20 protein-coding genes are annotated in these 20,472 nt (G+C 62.1%); 10 read left to right on the top strand and 10 right to left on the bottom strand.

The window, feature by feature from the left end; all coding sequences use genetic code 11:
• Positions 1-51: 51 nt before the first annotated feature.
• Positions 52-1,341 carry an acetoin utilization protein AcuC gene (locus BJI47_RS08415; protein ID WP_088943259.1) on the top strand — a complete coding sequence of 430 codons (1,290 nt, stop codon included), beginning with the start codon at positions 52-54 and terminating at the stop codon, positions 1,339-1,341.
• Positions 1,342-1,384: 43 nt separating this feature from the next.
• Positions 1,385-4,030 carry a bifunctional GNAT family N-acetyltransferase/acetate--CoA ligase family protein gene (locus BJI47_RS08410; RefSeq protein WP_254900463.1) on the top strand — a complete coding sequence of 882 codons (2,646 nt, stop codon included), beginning with the start codon at positions 1,385-1,387 and terminating at the stop codon, positions 4,028-4,030.
• Between the two features lie 171 nt (positions 4,031-4,201).
• Here the strand turns inward: BJI47_RS08410 and BJI47_RS08405 are convergent, their stop codons facing one another.
• From BJI47_RS08405 to BJI47_RS08395, 3 genes are all read right to left on the bottom strand, one after another.
• Positions 4,202-5,173 (bottom strand): sigma-70 family RNA polymerase sigma factor, encoded by a 972-nt coding sequence (locus tag BJI47_RS08405; RefSeq protein ID WP_088943257.1) that lies wholly within the window; start codon positions 5,171-5,173, stop codon positions 4,202-4,204.
• Between the two features lie 148 nt (positions 5,174-5,321).
• Positions 5,322-6,812, bottom strand: a complete 1,491-nt coding sequence (locus BJI47_RS08400; RefSeq protein ID WP_088943256.1) for a class I SAM-dependent methyltransferase — start codon at positions 6,810-6,812, stop codon at positions 5,322-5,324.
• 51 nt (positions 6,813-6,863) lie between these two features.
• Positions 6,864-7,232 (bottom strand): DUF3099 domain-containing protein, encoded by a 369-nt coding sequence (locus BJI47_RS08395; RefSeq protein ID WP_088943255.1) that lies wholly within the window; start codon positions 7,230-7,232, stop codon positions 6,864-6,866.
• Between the two features lie 83 nt (positions 7,233-7,315).
• On the opposite strand from BJI47_RS08395, the gene BJI47_RS08390 reads away from it, so the two are divergent.
• Complete coding sequence (locus BJI47_RS08390; RefSeq protein WP_084348727.1) at positions 7,316-7,552, top strand: DUF3039 domain-containing protein; 237 nt, start codon at positions 7,316-7,318, stop codon at positions 7,550-7,552.
• Here the strand turns inward: BJI47_RS08390 and BJI47_RS08385 are convergent.
• Positions 7,525-8,718, bottom strand: a complete 1,194-nt coding sequence (locus tag BJI47_RS08385; RefSeq protein ID WP_088943254.1) for a YihY/virulence factor BrkB family protein — start codon at positions 8,716-8,718, stop codon at positions 7,525-7,527. The genes BJI47_RS08390 and BJI47_RS08385 overlap by 28 nt on opposite strands.
• Positions 8,719-8,930: 212 nt before the next feature.
• On the opposite strand from BJI47_RS08385, the gene BJI47_RS08380 reads away from it, so the two are divergent.
• The gene (locus BJI47_RS08380; RefSeq protein ID WP_088943253.1) at positions 8,931-10,676 is read left to right on the top strand and encodes a DEAD/DEAH box helicase; all 1,746 of its coding nucleotides are present in this window, start codon (positions 8,931-8,933) and stop codon (positions 10,674-10,676) included.
• Between the two features lie 126 nt (positions 10,677-10,802).
• Here BJI47_RS08380 and BJI47_RS08375 read toward each other — a convergent pair whose 3' ends face one another.
• Positions 10,803-10,997: a hypothetical protein gene (locus BJI47_RS08375; protein ID WP_084348730.1), complete on the bottom strand. Its 195-nt coding sequence runs from the start codon at positions 10,995-10,997 to the stop codon at positions 10,803-10,805.
• A gap of 341 nt (positions 10,998-11,338) precedes the next feature.
• Between BJI47_RS08375 and BJI47_RS08370 the strand changes: the two genes are divergently transcribed.
• Complete coding sequence (locus BJI47_RS08370) at positions 11,339-11,668, top strand: DUF952 domain-containing protein (RefSeq protein ID WP_088943316.1); 330 nt, start codon at positions 11,339-11,341, stop codon at positions 11,666-11,668.
• Positions 11,669-11,781: 113 nt separating this feature from the next.
• Here the strand turns inward: BJI47_RS08370 and BJI47_RS08365 are convergent, their stop codons facing one another.
• Both BJI47_RS08365 and ppgK read right to left on the bottom strand, forming a co-directional pair.
• Positions 11,782-13,173, bottom strand: a complete 1,392-nt coding sequence (locus BJI47_RS08365) for an RNA polymerase sigma factor (RefSeq protein ID WP_088943252.1) — start codon at positions 13,171-13,173, stop codon at positions 11,782-11,784.
• Positions 13,174-13,296: 123 nt separating this feature from the next.
• Positions 13,297-14,100, bottom strand: a complete 804-nt coding sequence (gene ppgK / locus BJI47_RS08360) for a polyphosphate--glucose phosphotransferase (protein ID WP_088943251.1) — start codon at positions 14,098-14,100, stop codon at positions 13,297-13,299.
• Positions 14,101-14,367: 267 nt separating this feature from the next.
• On the opposite strand from ppgK, the gene BJI47_RS08350 reads away from it, so the two are divergent.
• Complete coding sequence (locus BJI47_RS08350; protein WP_088943249.1) at positions 14,368-15,216, top strand: inositol monophosphatase family protein; 849 nt, start codon at positions 14,368-14,370, stop codon at positions 15,214-15,216.
• A 24-nt stretch (positions 15,217-15,240) separates the two neighbouring features.
• On the opposite strand, the gene cei is transcribed toward BJI47_RS08350, so the two are convergent.
• Positions 15,241-15,921 carry an envelope integrity protein Cei gene (cei, locus tag BJI47_RS08345; protein ID WP_088943248.1) on the bottom strand — a complete coding sequence of 227 codons (681 nt, stop codon included), beginning with the start codon at positions 15,919-15,921 and terminating at the stop codon, positions 15,241-15,243.
• 639 nt (positions 15,922-16,560) lie between these two features.
• Here cei and BJI47_RS08340 point away from each other — a divergent pair.
• Entirely contained in the window at positions 16,561-16,863 is a 303-nt protein-coding gene (locus tag BJI47_RS08340; RefSeq protein WP_084348736.1) for a DUF4193 domain-containing protein, read from the top strand.
• 119 nt (positions 16,864-16,982) lie between these two features.
• Here BJI47_RS08340 and BJI47_RS08335 read toward each other — a convergent pair whose 3' ends face one another.
• The gene (locus tag BJI47_RS08335) at positions 16,983-17,435 is read right to left on the bottom strand and encodes a DUF3093 domain-containing protein (protein ID WP_254900462.1); all 453 of its coding nucleotides are present in this window, start codon (positions 17,433-17,435) and stop codon (positions 16,983-16,985) included.
• Between the two features lie 208 nt (positions 17,436-17,643).
• Between BJI47_RS08335 and dut the strand changes: the two genes are divergently transcribed.
• Positions 17,644-18,129: a dUTP diphosphatase gene (dut, locus tag BJI47_RS08330; protein WP_088943315.1), complete on the top strand. Its 486-nt coding sequence runs from the start codon at positions 17,644-17,646 to the stop codon at positions 18,127-18,129.
• 51 nt (positions 18,130-18,180) lie between these two features.
• Entirely contained in the window at positions 18,181-19,038 is an 858-nt protein-coding gene (locus BJI47_RS08325; RefSeq protein WP_088943246.1) for a DUF3710 domain-containing protein, read from the top strand.
• Between the two features lie 59 nt (positions 19,039-19,097).
• On the opposite strand, the gene BJI47_RS08320 is transcribed toward BJI47_RS08325, so the two are convergent.
• The gene (locus BJI47_RS08320) at positions 19,098-19,805 is read right to left on the bottom strand and encodes an alpha/beta fold hydrolase (protein ID WP_088943314.1); all 708 of its coding nucleotides are present in this window, start codon (positions 19,803-19,805) and stop codon (positions 19,098-19,100) included.
• A gap of 167 nt (positions 19,806-19,972) precedes the next feature.
• Here BJI47_RS08320 and BJI47_RS08315 point away from each other — a divergent pair, with 167 nt between their 5' ends.
• Entirely contained in the window at positions 19,973-20,350 is a 378-nt protein-coding gene (locus tag BJI47_RS08315; RefSeq protein ID WP_084348979.1) for an OB-fold nucleic acid binding domain-containing protein, read from the top strand.
• Positions 20,351-20,472 lie beyond the last annotated feature (122 nt).

The raw sequence follows: 20,472 nt of genomic DNA, 5'->3' as shown, positions 1-20,472 counted from the left end.
GCACAGTGCCGTTGCTCGCCCAGTGCCCTTGCAGCACGTAGCGTGTCCGTCATGGCAGACCAGGTGGCTCGATCACCGTTCCAGAATTCGGCAGCCGCCGAAGACATCGTCGTGTGGAGCGCGGAGTACCTCTCGTATCGGTGGAGCGATGACCACCCCATGAACCCGACTCGACTTGATCTGACCATGTCGCTGGCGCGGCAGATCGGCGTGCTCGACGGCATCGAACTCGTGGAGCCGATCGCCGCACCGGATTCGGAGCTGCTGAGGATTCACACTCCGGCCTACATCGAAGCGGTCAAGCGTGCCCCTGAGAAACTTGCCGCTTCGGAGAAACTGGCATCGGCCGGCCATTCGGAGGAGCCCGAACACGGGCTCGGCGGGGACGACAATCCGATCTTCCAACGCATGCACGAAGCGAGCGCGATGCTGACCGGCGGTTCTCTGGCAGCAGCCCGGGAGATTGCGTCCGGACGGGCTCGGCGAGCTGTCAGCATCGGCGGTGGGATGCACCACGCCATGGCGGACTGGGCATCTGGTTTCTGCGTGTACAACGATGCCGCAATCGCTATTTCGTGGTTGCTGGACAACGGGTTCGATCGAATTGCGTATATCGATGTCGATGCTCACCACGGTGACGGGGTGCAGCATGCCTTCATCGATGATCCGAGGGTCCTGACGGTGTCTTTGCACCAACATCCGGCGACCTTGTGGCCCAACACCGGGTGGTCGAGCGAAGTCGGTTCCGGCGCTGCGGAGGGCACGGCAATCAACGTTCCACTACTGCCCGGCACCGGTGATCGACTGTGGTTACGCGCCTTCCATGCGATCGTACCGGGAGCAATTTCGGCGTTCCGCCCTCAGATCATCGTGAGTCAATGTGGAGTCGACAGTCACCGAGAAGATCCGCTCGCGGACCTCGCGCTCACGGTCGACGGCCAGAACGCCGCATTTCTCGCGATGCGTGACCTCGCGGACGAGCATTCGGAGGGGCGATGGCTGGCAGTCGGCGGTGGTGGTTACGGACTGGTTCGAGTGGTACCCAGAGCGTGGACCTATCTGCTCGCCGCGGCCCTCGGCCGCCCGATAGACCCTGCGATGCCTCTGCCCGATCTTTGGCGTGATCGGGTTCGGCACCTGGCGCCCAGCGTCGACCTGCCACAGGCGATGGGCGACGGTGGAGACGTGGACTATCCCGCGTGGGACGGCCCAGGAGGTGCTGTCCAGGGATCGCTCGAAGCAGCCGATCGTGCACTCGAAAGGGTGGATTCGGCGATCATCGCCACTCGCAGAGCGAGCTTCCCGCTCCTCGGACTCGACCCGGAGGATCCTCGTGACTGAGCCGACCACCCAAGACGCCGACACGGCGAAAGAGCAGGACCGTGTGCGCTCGGAAACGACCTTTCCGAAGCACTGGGTCGTAGACGTACTGGCCTCGGACGGGGGAGTGGTGCATCTGCGCCCGATCGTGCCGTCCGACGCGAAGGCGCTGATCGAGTTCCACAGTGGGCTGTCCGAGCGCACTCGATATTTGCGTTACTTCGGCCCGTACCCCACCATGCCGCAGCGCGACGTCCTCAACTTCACTACGGTCGACCATCACTCCAGGGTCGCGTTCGTGGCAATACTCGGCGACGACATCATCGCGGTCGGTCGCTACGAACGTCTGCCGGAGGGGGATGGCAACTCTGCGGAGGTCGCATTCGTCGTCGCCGACTCGCATCAAGGCCGCGGGCTCGGCCCTATCCTGCTCGAACACCTCGCAGGTGCTGCGGCAGAGAACGGCGTCCGGATGTTCGTCGCCGAGGTGCTGGCCGAGAACCGAAACATGGTCAGCGTCTTCCGCGAAGCCGGATATCAGGTCAGCCGAAGCTACGAAGGGGGCGTGCTGCGTCTGGAGTTCGCCATCGACCCGAGTGAGGCGCTGCTGTCGGTGCGCAATTCGCGCGAGCGAGCTGCCGAGGCACGCAGTGTCCGAAACGTGTTGAGTCCGACCTCCGTCGCAGTGATCGGCGCCTCGACCGACAGTTCCAAGGTAGGAAATGCGGTGTTGGCCAACCTCCTTGCCGGCGGCTTCACCGGACCGGTGTACCCGGTCAATGCCGATCACAAGTCGGTGCGTGGGGTTCGCGCCTACCCGTCGGTGCACGACATTCCGGATTCAGTGGATCTGGCCATCGCAGCCGTTCCTGCCGATGCGATCGACGACGTCCTCGACGATTGTCTCGACAAAGGCGTCAAAGCTCTCGTCGTCGTGTCGGGTGGATTCGGTGAGACCGGTGAAGCGGGCCAGGAGAACGAGCGCCGATTGGTTCACGCAGCGCGGGCGCACGGTATGAGACTCGTCGGACCCAACGCGCTGGGCGTCGCCAACACCGACCCGGCCTTCGCCCTCAACGCAACCCTCGCTCCGCGCCTTCCGATGCCTGGGCGCGTCGGGTTCTTCTGTCAGTCGGGAGCCCTCGGTATCGCAATTCTCGACCAGGCAGCAAAACGCAGATTGGGTCTGTCGACATTCGTCTCGGCGGGAAACCGCGCGGACGTGTCGGGCAACGATCTTCTGCAGTACTGGGATTCGGACCCTGAAACAGAGGTCGTTCTGCTGTACCTCGAAAGTTTCGGCAACCCACGCAAATTCACCCGCATCGCACGCCGCGTTGCCCGTAACAAGCCCATCATCGCGGTCAAAAGCGGCCGAGGCGCTGTGCCGCCGGCATTGGCAACAGGACCTGCAATCGATGATTCCATCGTCAAGGCGTTGTTCGAGCAGGCAGGCGTGATCCAAGTCGACACCATTGCGCAGTTGTTCGATTGCGCAATTCTGTTCGGCTACCAACCACTGCCTTCCGGGCCACGCGTCGCCGTCGTCGGCAACTCGACTGCCCTCGGAGTTCTCGCCGTGGACGCTGCGCGTGCCGATGGATTGCACGCGGGAGTGCCGATCGACGTAGGTCCACAGGCCGGCCCGGAAGAATTCGCGGCCGCGGTGGCGGGTGCCCTCGCCGCCGGCGACGTCGATTCGGTCATCGTCGTCTTCGTGCCACCGGTGGCGGTCACGGTCGAGCCGTTCGCCAAAGCTCTCGGCGATGCAGTTCTCGGTGCCGACAAACCCGTCCTGACGACGTTCCTCGCGACCGAGGGGATACCGGACGTATTGGCCGTGCGCGGGGAATTCGGACAGCCGATCCGCGGATCGGTGCCTTCGTATTCGAGCCCGGAGCGTGCGGTGACGGCACTTGCGAAGGCCTGGCGGTACGCGGCATGGCGGAGCAGGCCTGTGTCGACACCCCTGCGGCCGGGCGGTATCGATTCCGAACGTGCACAGTCATTGGTTCGTGACTGGTCGGCTCAGGAACACACTCGATGGCTTTCGGACTTCGAGACCGCCGAGCTTCTCAGGTGCTATGGGATAGAGATAACGGAGTTTCGTTCGGTGATAGATGAGGACGAAGCCGTCGCTGCCGGTGAGGGATTGGGCTATCCCGTCGCGGTCAAAGCGACAGGAGCGCAGTGGAGGCATCGACCGGACCTCGGTGGGGTTCGGCTGGATCTCACCGGCCCCGAGGCCACACGTCTTGCTTATCGCGCGCTCGCGGCCGATTCTGGCGAGCCGCTGCTCCACGTCCAGAAGATGGCAGCAAAAGGCATCGGGTGTGTGGTGCGGGTTCAGGACGATCCGTCTTTCGGTTCGCTGATCTCGTTCGGATTGGCCGGAGTGATATCCGATCTTCTGGGAGACAGGGCATATCGCGTGCTGCCGTTGACCGAGGACGAAGCGGTGCAGTTGATCGACGCACCGAAGGCAGCTCCATTGTTGTCCGGGTACCGCAATGCAGTCCCGGTTGACAAGAGCGCGCTCGTGGACCTTGTTCAGCGAGTGTCTGCCATGGCCGACGATATCCCCGAGATCAGAGAACTGGCATGCGAACCGGTTCTGGCGTCGGCGCACGGTGCTCAGATCACCGATGCACGCGTACGTCTCGGACCCCAGCCGAGTAAGAACGACCTCGGCCCGCGACGCTTGCGCTGAGTGTTACGGGCGCGAATGGCTTCTCGTTCTGCGGAAAGCGGTGGCCGAGTCGGCATTCCTTGAGGGGGAAGGAAGTCGACTCGGCCACCCACATCTGGGGTGGTGGCAGCGGGAGTTTTCACGGTGCGCCAGTCGTCGGTGCAGTCTTGAAGTGGTGCGGTCGGACAGACTTCAGCTTGCGTAGGACCGCAGCTTCTCCGCTCGATCACCCTGCCGAAGCTTGACCATTACCTCGCGCTCGATCTGACGAACGCGCTCGCGCGAGAGTCCGAACAATTTGCCGATCTGGTCGAGCGTGCGGGGTTGCCCGTCATCCAAGCCGAACCTCAGGCGAATGACCTGTTGTTCGCGCTCGTCCAGCGTGGAGAGCACTGTGCGGACGTCGCTGTGAAGAAGTCCGGCGATCACTGCGTTCTCAGCGGAAGTAGCTTCGGAGTCTTCGATGAAGTCGCCGAGTGGGGCTTCCTCATCGCTTCCGACGGGCATATCGAGGCTGACCGGGTCGCGACTGTGATCGAGAAGATCGGCGATCTTCGCGGCGGGAATTCCCGATTCGCTGGACAGTTCGTCGTCGGTGGCCTCGCGACCGAGTTGCTGGTGAAGTTCACGCTTGATCCGGGCCAGCTTGTTCACCTGCTCGACCAGATGTACTGGTAGCCGAATGGTCCGGCTCTGATCTGCCATTCCGCGAGTGATGGCCTGCCGGATCCACCAGGTCGCGTAGGTGGAGAACTTGAAGCCCTTGGCGTAGTCGAACTTCTCCATAGCGCGAATCAGACCGAGGTTCCCCTCCTGAATCAGATCGAGCAGCGGCATGCCACGTCCGGTGTATCGCTTCGCAAGGGACACCACGAGACGTAGGTTCGCCTCGAGTAGATGGCTTCGAGCAGCACTCCCGTCACGAACGATGATCGCCAGCTTGCGCTTTTTGGCCGCCGTCAAGCGCTTGGTGTTCTCCAGCACATTCTTCGCATACAAGCCAGCTTCGATACGCTTGGCGAGATCCACTTCCTCTTCCGCAGTCAACAGCGCGGTGCGACCGATGCCGTTGAGATAGACGCGAACGAGATCCGCAGCCGGGCTCTGTGCGTCGAGATCGGCGTCGGTCGGACGTGGGCGGGTCGTAGTGCTGGGGCTGGTCATGACTTGCCTCCTGATCGGTGGTGTCTCTTAGGGATCAACGTCCGGGTGTCCCCGAAAAGTTCCCACGCTCCACCCGCTGATACCCGCTTGACCAGGGTCTATCGCGTACACGTCCTGAGAAGTTGCTGAGAAGGTTCAGTCTTGGAACTCAGTCCTCTCCACCCTCGGGCGCGAGGAGTCCATGACGGAACAGGCCGGTGATCAGCTTGACGGAACCCACCAGTAGGTCGGTCTCGTCGAGATCGTTCGCTGAGGCCAGCAGCGCGACCAGTTCGCGTAGCGCCAGACCGTTCGGTCGCATTCCCGCGAGCAAGCGTGCGCCCAACTCATCGATCTCGTGCTGCCAGTTCGGGCCGTTTCCCCGGTACACACGGACGACCTCCTCGTTCCACCCATCCTCGCCCGGCAGATAGACACGTTCGAGGGCAGTCGCAGGATCGAGCCTGAACACGGCGCCAGCGAGATCGTTTTCACGAAGCCAGGCGACTCTGTCGAAATAGGCGATCGCTTCGTCACCCAGGGGATCTTCGAATGCGTGGTGAAGGTCCTCGGCCAGAACATCGCTCGGCAGGTCGGTCTTGCGCAGATAGACGAATCCGAATCCGATGCCCTCGACCTCGGCCTCGGCGAAGTGCTCGAGCCAGGACTCTGCCAGAACCCCACCTGCGACGTCCCGTTGATCGACCCCTCCGTCTCGCAACCACGTACCGACGTACAGTGCCGGGTCGGCAACGTCGCGTTGCACAATCCACGCATCCACACCGTGATCGGGAATCCACGATGCAACACGCGCGCGCCAGTCCTCGCCGCTGACGTGGATCCAGGACGCCAGAATGACGGCAGTACCACCAAGCTTCAGGTAGTTCGGTGCCTGTTCGATCATCAGTCTGCTCGCCCCGTCGAGATCGATCCCCGAATCGCGGTAGCTGTGTTCGATCGTTCCGCGCCCGACGACGAACGGCGGGTTGGCAACGATCCGATCGAAGGTCCTACCCTCGACGGGCTCGAACCACGATCCACGCAGCAGTTCGATGTTCATGCCGTTGAGAGCGCACGTTGCCTCGGCGAGAAGCATCGCGCGCTCACTGATGTCGGTACCGGTCACGGTGTGGGCGTATTGGGCCGCGTGGATCGCCTGCACTCCACATCCGGTACCGACATCGAGGACGTCGCCTACCTGGGTGGTCGGAGTTCCGCGAAGTAGCGAGAGCGATGCTTGACCGACACCCAGGACGTGATCGGTGGCGGTCGGAGTTCGGCGCATACTGCCGTCGAGATCGGAGAGGATCCAGCGGGTGCCGTATCCGGCATCGAGTGGTCGAATATCGAGCAATGCACGCACGCGATCAGGTTCGACCCGCTCGACGATTCCCGTTGCGACAGCGTCGTCGAGCGAAAGCGGGGACAGAGCTTCGGCAGCGTCGAACTCTTCGATGTCGTCGACGAGTAGGAACAGGCGAATCAGAACACCCAGGCGCCCACGATCTTGGCTCTCGCGTCGCACGGGAACAGGTTCGCTACGCATGAGGGCGGCGTGGGCGTCATCGCCAAGTGCTTCGAGAAGACTGTCGGCGTCGTAGGAACTCGATTCGAAAGCTTGTCGGAGAGATGGGCATGCAGAAAGCAGTGTCGCAGTCACCGGCACAGTCTTTCAGGCAGCGAGCACCGGTGTGTCCACCCGTCGTGCCGGTCAGTCTTCGCTTGCATCGATGACGCGATGGGCGCGTGCCTCGATCTGTGTCGACTCGACGTGTCGGCCGTCGTAGCGGCTCACTTCGCTCCTGGTGCGCGGTGGGCGATCGTTGGCGATGAGAACCGCCATCCAGGGGAGCGGAATGGAGACCCCGACGATCGCCATCGCAATCCAAGGATTGGTCCACATGCTGTACGACACGGCGGCGAGAACCAGCGCGGGGATACGGAAAGACATGATGAACATGTATTTCCGCACTCGAGCTTTGTGCTGATCTTCGACCGATTGCTGCGCCTCGGTGATCAATGCGGGGTTACGGGCCGATCCACTCTCGGCCGGGCCGGAAAACCCCTGGGTTCTCGTCATCCCTCCACTGTGGCACTACCTCACCCGGAATGCACTCAGCGGCGTCGTTCGTCTCATCACGACGGATGCGGAATAATCGAATCATGAGCACTCAGACGAAAGACCGCCCCGAAATCGCGCCGGACGAAACCACGGAAGACGACCGACCGAAGTTCTTTCACTACGTGAAGAAGAACAAGATCACCGAAAGTGCCGTGATGGGCACACACGTCGTCGCGCTGTGCGGTGAGGTTTTTCCGGTGACCAAATCGGCGAAGCCCGGCTCGCCGGTGTGCCCCGACTGCAAGAAGGTCTACGAGGGATTGAAGAAGGGCGACTGACCGCACGCCGGATCCGACAGGTGATCGCCGGACGGCGGCACCTTCGGAGTAGGACCCGGCTGCGGTGGGCCGTCGGGTTCGGCCGAGGTGTCGGGCGAGGCGGGAATTGCCGTCGTTTCCTTGGATCTGTTCGATCGGCCCCTGTCCTGTCCCACCCGGATGGGGCCTGTGGCCAACCTCCACGCGACCGCTGTCACCGGCCCCGACTCCTCGGAATCTGCCTGCGCGGCGAGCCATCCCTTCATTTGGTCGATCCTGGTCGCCCGCGCAGGGAAGAACTCTTGGATGGTTGCGTTGAACTCTGCGCCGAGAACGACTGCGAAGCCCAGGAAGAATGTGAACAACAGAAACGCGATGGGAGTTGCGAGCGCGCCGTAGGTGTAACCGGTTCCGGTGATCCAGGTCAGATAGCGGCGAAGCACCGCGCTGGCGATCATGAAGAACACTCCCGCCAGTAATGCTCCCCCGAGGAGTCGGTGCCACGGCAGCGAAGTGTGCAGCGCCACCTTGTAGAGCGTGGTCAATCCGGCGATGAGAAGCAATCCGACGGCGGGGTAGTAGAAGAAGTCGATCAGTTCGCTCCCGATCTCGAACCATGAACCCGGGAGGATCTGCTTCACGTACGTAGGGCCCAGCGCAACCAGCGGCAGCACGAATACTGCTGCGATCAGAAACGCCATGTAGAGCAGCAGTGCGAACACTCGCTGCCAAATCGGGTGACGTGCATCTTGCTGGCCGTGCGCTTCGACTATCGAATCGACGAACGTGGAAATCGCCGACGATCCAGCCCACAGCGACAGGACGAAGCCGGCGGACACGACCTCGCCTCGCCCTTGCTGGAGTATGTCCTGCACTGTCGGAGTGATGATGCCGTCGACGACGCTGTCGCTGAACACCGTGCGGCTGAACGTGATGATCTTCGACTCGATGATGTCGATGGTGTTGGGACCGAACCAGCCGGCGACGAACCCGAGACTGCCGAGTACTCCGAGCAACAACGGCGGAAGCGAGAGCGTCTGCCAGAACGCCGCAGTTGCAGCTTTACTGAAGATCGAGTCGTCCCAGGACTTGCCCAGTGTGCGTAGCGTCACAACCCACATGGATCGAAGCGGCCGTCTCTTGGACAACTGCCCGCTTGGTGGTGTTTCGCCTGCAGAATCACTCATGGTCTCTCCAGCATTCCTGAACGAGGCTCGGAGTGCCCGTTTACACCCCTCGTGTCGCTGAAGGAGTCGAACGAGCGGCCCCCTCGGGTGCTCCTTCCGATGCGAGATCGGTCGGTGCAGAGCGATAGGCTCCACGGCGGGAACTGCAGGGCAACCGAGAGCGCGAGGAATTCGATCGAATGCCAGGAACCGGCGGGCCAGTGAGCGCTGACATGACCGAAGCCGAATCAAAAGACCAGAGAACCGCACCCACCGAGAGTTCGGCAGGTGGTGCGCCGCTGCGCGCATGGCAAAGGCGCGCACTCACCCGATATCTGGTGAGCTCACCCAAGGACTTTCTCGCGGTCGCGACGCCGGGAGCAGGTAAGACCACTTTCGCCTTGCGCGTCGCATCGGAGTTGTTGGCGCACCGAACCGTCGATCAGATCACCGTCGTCGCCCCGACCGAGCACTTGAAGCACCAGTGGGCGGAATCTGCTGCTCGCGTGGGAATTGCGCTCGACTCTCGCTTCTCCAACTCGACCGGTCAGACTTCGAGTGACTACCACGGTGTGGTCGTCACCTATGCCCAAATCGCTTCACACCCGTTCCGCCATCGGGTGCGCACCGAGGCTCGGCGCACTCTTGTCATCCTCGACGAGATCCATCACGGTGGTGACGCAAAGAGTTGGGGCGAGGGCATCCGCGAGGCCTTCGGTGACGCAACGCGCAGATTGGCTCTGACCGGTACGCCTTTCCGCAGCGACGACAGCCCGATTCCGTTCATCAACTACGAACCGGACGACGAGGGTTTGATGCGTTCACGCGCCGACCACTCGTACGGCTATTCGGAGGCTTTGGCCGACGGCGTCGTACGGCCGGTCGTGTTCCTCGCGTATTCGGGTGAGGCGCGGTGGCGTGACAACGCCGGTGAAGAGTTCACCGCACGTCTGGGTGAGCCCCTGAGTGCCGAGCAGACCGCACGCGCCTGGCGCACAGCTCTCGACCCGCAGGGCGACTGGATGCCTGCTGTGCTGTTGGCTGCACACACCAGACTCGGGCAACTGAGGGCCGGAGGCATGCCGGACGCAGGCGGACTCGTGATCGCAACCGACCAAACCGTTGCGCGCGCGTACGCCAAGCTGCTCGAGGTGATCACCGGGGAATCGCCGTCGATCGTCCTGTCCGATGACCCGACGTCGTCGGCGCGGATCGCCGAGTTCGGGAAAAGCACCCAGCAGTGGATGGTTGCGGTCCGCATGGTGTCCGAGGGGGTCGACGTTCCGCGATTGGCAGTGGGTGTGTACGCGACGAGCGCATCGACGCCGCTCTATTTCGCTCAGGCCATCGGTCGTTTCGTTCGATCACGCCGCAAGGGGGAGACCGCGAGCGTTTTTCTGCCGTCGGTGCCGGTCCTGTTGGACTTGGCAAGTCAGCTCGAGGCGCAGCGCGACCACGTCTTGGGTAAGCCCCACCGCGAAAAGGACGGGTTCGACGACGAGTTGCTCGCCGATGCCAACAAGCAGAAAGACGAACTAGGCGAGGAAGAGAAGGCGTACACCTCGCTGGGTGCGGACGCGGAGCTCGATCAGGTGATCTACGACGGATCGTCTTTCGGGACCGCGACGTTCTCGGGAAGCGACGAGGAAGCCGACTACCTCGGTCTTCCCGGGCTGTTGGATGCCAAGCAGATGCGAGATCTGCTTCGTCAACGCCAGCAGGAACAGATCGACAAGCCGACAGCACCTGGGCTATCCGTCCCCGCTCCGATAGCGGTGTCCGAACGTGCGTCCTCGGCCGGCCAGCTGGCCGGGCTTCGTCGTGAACTCAACAGTTTGGTTGCTGTGTACCACCATCGCACCGGAAAGCCTCACGGGATCATTCACGGGGACTTACGGCGCATCTGTGGCGGGCCACCGACCGCTATGGCCACCGCGGATCAGCTGAGCGAGCGGATCGTTCAATTACGCAAGATGTGACGCCCAAAAGCTGGATTCCGGGCGAAACGCAGAACGGGTGGCCACGACTTCTCGTGGCCACCCGTTATGGTTTCGAAATGACTGTCGATTCGTCGGCGCATGCGCCGTCCGATACGAGCGAGCCGGTTACACTGCGGAGTCCGATTCGGTCATCACTGTTGCGTTCACTTCACGCAGTCGGTCCTCGTGTTCCTTGGCATGATGGCCGCAGAACAGGAGTTCTCCACCGGTCGAGAGCACAACGCGTGCACGAGCCCCTGCGCCGCACCGGTCGCACCGGTCGGTCGCTGTCAATTGTGGGCTGGTCAATGTTCCGGGCATGACTCCTCCGTACTGGCTTTCGGTATCAAGCGATCGCCTGGGGCCGGTCCGCCGCGTCGGTATGGCGCGGTCCGTACACTCTCTCAGACGTTTGGCAGTCACGCGTTGTTCCCGTGGGTGTTTCTTTGTGTTGTCACTAACAAGAACCGAGCGGAAAGCCCCTGGCAGTTGGGGTTTGCCGAAAATTGCGTTCGCTTACAGCTGATTCCATTTCGTGGACGACCGGCGTTTCGGCCACCACATCGCCGGACGTGCGATGTGAACGATTGTCCACGAGTCGTGTCGGCGTACCTGTCTCGTACGATGACGACGTGACCGACACCTCGCTCGTTCTGCTTCACATGTGCAGCATCGAAGAATGGCTGTCGGTGCGCGCTTCGAACGAGATCCGGCCGCCCGGTTTCGACGACATCGGGTTCGTGCACCTGTCCACAGCGGAGCAGGTCCAGCTACCCGCCAACAGACTGTTTGCGGGACGTTCCGATATTGTCCTGCTTGTCGTGGACCCCGATCGTCTCGGATCGATCGTGCGCTGGGAGCCCGGAGTGCCGGGAGATCCGGAAGCGATGCACTTTCCACATCTGTACGGGCCGCTGCCCACGTCCGCAATAGTCGGAGTCGTCGACTATGCCCCCAACGCAGATGGGAAATTCGGGCCTCCGAAGCTCTGACCGACTACTCCCTGTCCCTGCCGAACCGATGACGCACCGAGGTTTGCCGACAGATACGCGAAAAGCCGCCGCCCACTGTGTGGACGACGGCCTCCTGCGCTGACGGTAGAAAATCAGTCCAGGTAGTCGCGAAGTACCTGCGAACGGGATGGGTGCCGAAGCTTGGACATCGTCTTCGACTCGATCTGTCGAATACGCTCGCGTGTCACGCCGTAGACCTGACCGATCTCGTCCAGAGTGCGAGGCTGACCATCGGTCAGACCGAAGCGGAGACGTACGACACCTGCCTCTCGTTCGGACAGTGTCTCGAGTACCGACTGGAGTTGATCCTGAAGCAGCGTGAACGACACGGCGTCCACCGCGACGACAGCTTCGGAGTCCTCGATGAAATCGCCGAGCTGGCTGTCGCCCTCGTCGCCGATCGTCTGGTCGAGCGAGATCGGCTCACGAGCGTATTGCTGAATCTCGAGAACCTTTTCAGGCGTGATGTCCATTTCCTTGGCGAGCTCTTCGGGGGTGGGTTCACGGCCCAAGTCCTGAAGGAGCTCGCGCTGGATACGGCCGAGCTTGTTGATGACCTCGACCATATGCACCGGGATGCGGATCGTACGTGCCTGATCGGCCATGGCCCTGGTGATGGCCTGACGGATCCACCACGTGGCGTAAGTGGAGAACTTGTAACCCTTGGTGTAGTCGAACTTCTCGACGGCACGAATCAGTCCCAGGTTTCCTTCTTGGATGAGATCCAGGAAGGCCATCCCGCGGCCGGTGTACCGCTTGGCCAGTGATACGACAAGTCGGAGGTTCGCCTCGAGAAGATGATTCTTTGCGCGGTTACCGTCGCGGCAGATCCAGGTGTAGTCGCGTCGCGCGGCCACGGGTAGCTTCTCGCCTTTTTCGGCGAACTCGCGCATCTTCTCGGTGGCGAAGAGGCCTGCTTCGATTCGCTTGGCGAGCTCGACTTCTTCTTCGGCGTTGAGAAGTGCAACTTTGCCGATCTGCTTCAGATACGCGCGGACCGAATCGGCCGAAGCGGTGAGTTCGGCGTCCTTACGGGCCTGACGAAGTGCCTCCGACTCCTCTTCGTCCCAGACGAAGTCTCCGGACGCTTTGTCCTCTGCAGTGGGTTCTGTGGTCGTCTCTTCTTCGGTGTCTGCGCCCACTGCAACAACCTCGACGACGTCGTTGGCTGCCTCGGCGAGATCTCCTTCGGAGATGTCGATCTCATCGATGCCGGGAGCATCAGCGTCGGAGGTCGTATCTGCGGAGGTCGTATCTGCGGTGGACTTCTTCGCGGGTGCTTTCTTCGCGGGTGCTTTCTTGGCTGCTGCGCGTTTGGCGGGAGCTTTTTTGGCGGCGGCTTTCTTGGCCGGTGCTGACGCGACCTTTGCCGCTGGTGCAGCTCCGACCTCCAGGGTCGTGCCGGTCGGTGCTTCCGCAGCAGGTGCAGTGGACGCAGACTCCGATGCTGAATCTACGGTCTGACGAATATCGGTGGCTGCCACGTACGCCCTTTCGTGACGGTGTCGTGCGGCGTCACGCCAGAGTGGTTTCCGGCGGAGAGGTCTTGTCGAATGTGCCGGCGTGCAGACCGGCTTCCCCCATTGTAACGACCCACAGGAACTTTGTTACCGGTCGATGGCTGTATCGCTCGCTGTGTCGGCTGCTAGAGCCGCACCGACGATGCCTGCGGTGTTCAACAAAGTGGCTGCCACCACTGGTGTTCTGTTGGTCAAGTGCGGGATCCACTTCTCGCTCTTGCGACTTATTCCCCCGCCTGCAATGAAAAGATCGGGCCATAGCAGTGCCTCGAACGTCGCGAGGACCTTCGATACTTCCTTGGCCCACTCCTTGTAGGACAAATCCTCGGACTCCTTCACCGACGATGCGGCACGGTGTTCCGCCTCTTTACCGTCGACCTCCAGATGTCCCAACTCGGTATTGGGAAGCAACACCCCGTTGTGAAGAACCGCGGACCCGATTCCGGTGCCGAAGGTGAGTAGCACGACGACACCGGTTTTGTCCTTGCCTCCACCGAAGCGGTCTTCTGCCACTCCTGCAGCGTCGGCATCGTTGAGAACGGTGATGTTGTCGTTGCCGATCGCCTTGGCGAACAGCGCCCTTGCATCGGTGTCGATCCACGATTCGTCGATATTTGCTGCCGAGCGCGCAACACCGCCGGTAACGACGGCGGGAAGAGTCACGCCGATCGATCCCGTCCAGCCGAAGTGCTGCACGATCTGCGCGACGACGCCCGCAATGGCGTCCGGGGTCGCGGGTTGTGGAGTCTCGATCTTGTACCGGTCACCGACCAACTCCCCGGTGACCAGGTCTACGATCCCACCCTTGATTCCACTGCCGCCGACGTCGACACCGAAGCCGTGCCGATGTGCACTGTCGGTTGTGATCGGTACCGAACCTGCCTCTGTCATGTGCCGCGTACTCCTGTTGTCGAGGATCGTGCAGTGAATTCATGTATTGGAATTTGCGTATTCGAAGACTGTTGTACCACCGAGAATAGATCCTCGATGTCCAATCCGGTGGACGATGTGTCGGCGGCTCGACAATTGGACGGCCTTCGCGAATCTCGCCGAGTGGTGTTGCCCCGAGCGGTGTGATGCGATGGTCGGGTGTCGAACCCACGTGTACCGCAGGACTTGTCGTCGTCGAATTCGAGCTCCACTCTCACAAAGGAGTTGATGGAGGTTGCACGCGAAATTGCCGTTGCTGCCGCTGCCCATGTGCGTACGAGGCGGCCCGAGGTGTTCGGTCCCGGTGCTTCAGCCGTAGCGGTAGGGGAGAGCGACGAATCGGTGCAGACCAAGAGCACTCCGACGGATCCGGTGACAGTCGTCGACACCGAAACAGAGGACTTGCTTCGAGTAATGCTGGCAGAGCGTCGACCCGGTGACCCGATCCTGGGCGAGGAGGGCGGGGGAGCCACCGATTCGGTGGACGGAGTCCGTTGGGTGCTCGACCCGATCGACGGAACAGTGAATTTTCTGTACGGCATACCCGCCTATGCGATTTCGGTAGCTGCGCAGGTCGACGGTGTCAGCCTCGTCGGAGTCGTGGTCGATGTGGCACGGGAACAGATCTATACGGCGGTGCGCGGGCATGGCGCAACTGTGACCCAGTCCGACGGTTTCACAACGAAATTGGTGTGCAATCCGGTGGTCGAGGTGTCTCTTGCCCTGGTCGCAACCGGCTTCGGATACGGATCGGCTCTGCGAACCGTCCAAGGCCGCATCATCGGCGAATTGCTTCCGTTGGTTCGCGATATCAGGCGGATCGGATCCGCAGCGCTGGACTTGTGCATGGTGGCGTCCGGCTCGGTGGATGCCCATTTCGAACACGGACTGAGCCCGTGGGATTGGGCCGCGGGTTCGCTCATCGCCGAGGAGGCAGGTGCGACAGTGCTCGTGCCCCATCCCAACTCCACGAGCTCGGGTGGCGCGGTCACCGTCGCGGTCGCACCCGGTATCGCAGCTGAGTTCATCGAAACGTTGCGGAGTCTGGGTGCGCTGGATCCGATTCCGGCCGATTGAACGAGTCCCACGGCCGATCCCAGGTCAGCAGGGAGCTTTGCGCGCGGCCGCGAGTAGGTCGATATCGAGCGGAGCAGGGGCAGCACCGGGGCTCACTCCTGCCAGCGACTGCAGGACCGACTGTGCGTCCGGGTTCGGCTGCAAATCCTTGAAGTACGTTCCCAGGGCCAAGTCGACGGTGTCATCGGGGCGTCCGTCCTGGATCAGTTCGGCGCAGGGGGCAGCAAGCCACATCGTGCTCGCAGCAGCTGTCCCAGCCGAGCCGAACCGGATCTGACCTTGACACTGCATGTTCTGATCCAGATAGACGGGATCGTTACCCACCTGAACGTCCGGCGCGCTCGCGAATCCGTAGTCGCTGAGCTCGGCGGCCACCGTTGCCGCTTGTCCGCGTTCGCCGTTGGCGTTGAACACCCGAACCTTCGTATTCGCGACCGGTGCCGGTTCCACTTCCAGCAGGGTCGATGGGTCGACGCGTTCGCCGAGCGGTGCGGGCACCGTGCCGTCGCTCGCAGGTGCTGTCGATGGCGCATTGCATGCAACGGTTGTGGTGGCAGCCTCACCTGCTGTGAACACCCGGATCCAGGTGGCGACGCCCAAAAGCGCCAGCACGAGCAGCACGATCAGAATAGGAAACGCTCGCCGACGTCGAAAGGGACGGCCTTGGTCGTCGGCCGATCGGCCCTCGGTGATCAGAGAAACCACGGTGTGGAAAGCCTTTCCGTCGGCAGAATCGAAGCTGCGCCGAGTCGAACGAGTGTCGGCGCACGCCCACTGTAGTTGGCGAGAGAAACGAAGGGCACTGCCGCTGCCCGGAGGTGCACACTCGGGCTGTCTTCGGGCTGTTCGGTCGACCGTCGGCGCCGGTTCGTAGTGCTCGCGGAATGTACTGGCGCTCGGGGTTGTTCTTGCGGATTGGTCAGGTGAAAATAGGCAGGACGGCGATTCGGCCTAGCTATTCTCTCCCCGCTCGGCTATTGTCTGGCGGCCCCGGTGGTTTCAGAACGAAGCCGATTCGGTGGACTGCAAGAGCGATTGGTGAGGTGTCGATCAGGTTTCGATTACAGCTATTCGGGCATCAACCGATGTAGTTTCGGACGCCTCGACTCGGTCACCTCGCGGAGTAGTTCGTCTCGCGGAGTTCTCGCTTGGCGGGCAGTCGCGCAGTGTAAGTGAAGTTGCAGGAACAAAGCTCGAACGGCAACACGGTCCAGTAGTGCGGACCGAAAAGAACCAGGACGGTGGGAGCAACGTAAGCGCCCTCATCACAGCTGGCGATCATGCTAGGACGTCGCCCGCAGCAACCACCGGAAACATGCAAGAGAACGAGGGGTTAGAGGAACAATGGCAACCGACTACGACGCACCGAGAAGAACAGAATCCGACGATGTCTCCGAGGATTCGCTCGAGGAGCTGAAGGCACGCCGCAACGAGGCGCAGTCCGCTGTGGTCGATGTGGACGAATCAGACACAGCAGAATCATTCGAACTTCCGGGCGCGGACTTGTCCGGGGAAGAGCTATCGGTTCGCGTGGTGCCGAAGCAGGCTGACGAGTTCACATGTTCGAGCTGCTTCCTCGTCCATCACCGGAGCCGATTGGCAAGTGACGCGGGCGGCGTTCTGGTCTGTAGAGACTGCGCTGCATGACCGAGCACGAGAACGCGGTCGACGAGCAGAACAACTGACGTACGAGCAGCTCGGTTCGATGTAGCTCGCCGTGGCACGTGGCCTCGAGCGAGAACAGTCGAGTGGCTCAGCCAAGACCGTTACGAATGGTCTTCGGGGGTGGGCTGAGCCAAGGCGGCCAACAGGTCTTCCGGACGCCGAGTACTGACCAGCCAATAGGGGGTGGGGTCATCGGGATCGTCGAGAATTATCAACACCATTTGTTTGACCCAGGTGCGGTGCTGAACGAAGGCAAGGGGATCCAGCTGCCTTCCCAGCGCCGCACTTTTTGCTGTCGCCGGTATTGCAGCGCACTTGTCGATCACATCGAGAGGTAGGTGAGCGCGTCCGACACGGAGCTCACCAGCTCCGTCGTTGTCGCGAACCACCTCGACGGTCATTCTGCTCGACCAGTACAAAGCCCAGATCGGGAACGGAAGCAGAATCACATAAGGAAGCCATGCCCGCACTCCCGGCGCGCCCATGTGAACCTCGGCTGCGAGCAGTGCACCGACAGCCAACGCTGCCGGCCACCACCACAGTGGAACCCACAGTTTTTCGGTATAGACGACAGTGCCCTTTGCGGATTCCGGGGCGGCTTCGGGTTCGAGATCGTGATGTTGTTCCTGTGGCACCTATCCAGGATACGTGCATCTCGGTCGAACACGTAGAGCCGTACGTCAAGGGAAGAGAAGGACCGAGCGTCGCGGCAGCGTAGTCTCGGTGCACGTGAGCGACGATCCCAACAGTGCCTCAGCCGACATCGGCGAAGTCGGTCCACCGACAGTCGCGTTGAAACGACTCGACCCGGACCTCCCGATCCCGAAGCGAGCCCACGAAGGTGACGCTGGAGTAGATCTGCACATCACGGCCGATGCGTCCCTCGCTCCCGGTCAACGCCTTGTGGTGGGAACCGGAATTGCAGTGGCTCTTCCGTTCGGAACGGTGGGCTTGGTTCATCCACGCTCGGGTCTGGCGGCGAAGTCCGGGCTCTCGATCGTGAATGCACCGGGAACTATCGACGCCGGATACCGAGGCGAGATCAAAGTGTGCCTGATCAACCTCGACCCCAGTGAGAGCATCGAACTGGTCCGTGGGGACCGGATAGCTCAGCTCCTCGTGCAGAAGGTCGAATTGGTGTCCTTCGTCGAGGTCGAGATTCTGGACGACACGGTACGAGGAACTGGCGGCTACGGGTCGAGTGGTGGGCACGCAGGCCTTCGCATCGCTTCCAATCGACAGACATAAGACCCTGACTCGCAGAGAATGCACTGATTTCGCAGAGAAAGAGAACTGATCATGTTCGGACGGCGGAAGAAGACCGCAGCGCAGGAAGAAGTGTCGACCGGTGGGTTCTTCGGAGACGAAGACACCGTCGACAACTCGAGCTCGGCAGGCGGGGACGATTCGCTCGACGCCGCGACCGCCGCGCGCGACGAAAGCGTCGGTGAGCACGCGGACCCCAATCTCGGTCCGTTCGACCTCACCGAATTGGACGAAGATCGCGACACTCTGGCCCAGACACGTTTGGACCTGGGGTCGGTACTGGTGCCCTTGCCAGCCGGAGGCCAGTTGCAGGTGGAGATGAACCAGGCCGGCGCACCGCAGGCAGTGCATGTCGTCACTGCGCACGGCCGGATCACCATCGCGGCCTACGCCGCACCGAAGTCGCCCGGCCAATGGCGCGAGGTTGCTGCCGATTTGGCTACCTCGCTTCGCTCGGATCAGTCCGCAGTCAGTATGGAGACCGGTCCTTGGGGACGGGAGCTGCACGGAGTGACATCGAACGCGGATCTGCGATTCATCGGAGTCGACGGCTATCGGTGGATGGTCCGTTGTGTTCTGGCGGGCCCGTCGGGCGCGGTCGACAACAACTCTCCTCTCGTGCAGATCGCGCGTGACGTTCTTGCCCAGACTGTGGTCGATCGCGGTACCGAGCCTCATCCCGTGCGCACCCCGCTCCCGGTGATCCTTCCTGCCGTCCTGACCGCGCAACTCGCCGCGGCGCAGCAGCAACAGGCCGAGCAGGCGCGAACAGAGTCACAGGAGGCGCCGGCTCAACCGCAGCCCTCCGCCGCGCCTGCGAACCAGACAAAACCCACAGAAGGTCCGCGTCGAGGCTCCTCGGGGTCGGCAATGCAGCAGCTGGGAGGCTGATACCTCGTTCGCGCTGACCGCCCGGTAACTGAGCAAAGTTGTTGCGACGGGCCTATATGTCAGTCGAGGAGGCTCGTCAGATCCTGCATCGAGCGTTGACCGAGCACTCCTGGATCGGTACCGATGTCGGCAAGGGTGACAGTGGACAGGCGTGAGTCCGGAATCTGTTCGTGCCAAGTCCGCGCAACGTCGATCGGGTGGACTGGATCGTCGATGGCACCTATCACTGCGGTGGGCACGAGCGTGCTGCGTAGTTCGTCGAGATCGGGCGCCACGTAGGCGGCTGCCTCTGACAGAGCCCGGGGAAGATCGGGCCATTGCGAGGCCCATGAACGCCGGAGAGTCGACGCCAGCCATGGTGGAGACGTCGCTTCCATCGCCGCGGTCACCGCGTCCAGGCCGGAAGCGTCGAGTTGTTCCTTCGTGTATCTCGCGCTGAGTGCCGCCGGTGCGTCGGCCGGCTTGGCGATCCAGGGCGGCAAGGCTGCCAGAACTCCGATCACCGATTGTGGGTGACGGCGTGCCCAGGACAGTGCCACGGCTGCGCCTATCGAGATGCCGCCGACGATGATCCGGCCATGTCGGTGTGCCGCTGCAGACATCGCTTCCTCGTAAGACGCAACGATTCCGATGGGTTTGGGGCTCACTGCCTCGATCGTGGCTCCTGCTGCCGTTACCGCCGACGCGAATGCGTCGAATGCGAACTCCGCATCCGATCCGGTGCCAGGTAGGACGACCACGTGAATTGCCGGTCTCGTCACGTTCATTCCGGTGATTGTGCCCGGTGACATCCACGCGCCGTCGACCGGACGATTCGGCCTCGCGGACGCAGTTGAACTGGAGGTTGGCCGTCGGCCTCACGCGGGGCTACAGTGGCGTTGGTACAGGTCTTCACAGCGATGTAACTCGTCGCAGATGCTTCCAGGAGCGCACCATGGCACCCGTTGCCGCAGGATATTTTCGCAGGCTCACGCGTAAGTTGACGGAGGACATCCATCAGCTCGATGCCGAAGAGATGGCGGAAACCTCGGAGGCCTCGGGCGCTCGCCGTGCCTGTGACTGCTCCAGGGGTGAAGAAGTCACGATGTTGGGGCGTTTGCGCAGCGTAGAAGCATGCTCCAAGGCAGCAAACGCAAACATCGAAGCCGAGTTCTTCGATGGCACCGATCCGGTGACGTTGGTGTGGATCGGCCGACGAAAGATCGCCGGAATCGAGCCAGGCAAGACCGTTCTCATCCGAGGCCGGGTGGGGGAGCGGAACGGCCGAAAAATCGTCTACAACCCGTACTACGAACTCCGCGACGACTCCTGACCGCGTTGATGTGGCACGCTCGATGATGTGACCGAGAGAGACAGTCGCCCGATGGGTGGCCAGAACATACGCCCCGAGCTCGACGTTCCCGCCGATGGAAGCGGGCCCGAGCAAAGCTCGCT

It is taken from the genome of Rhodococcus sp. 1168 (assembly GCF_002091955.1).
Lineage (GTDB): Bacteria > Actinomycetota > Actinomycetes > Mycobacteriales > Mycobacteriaceae > Rhodococcoides.
This window is presented reverse-complemented; position numbering and strand designations above follow the sequence as displayed.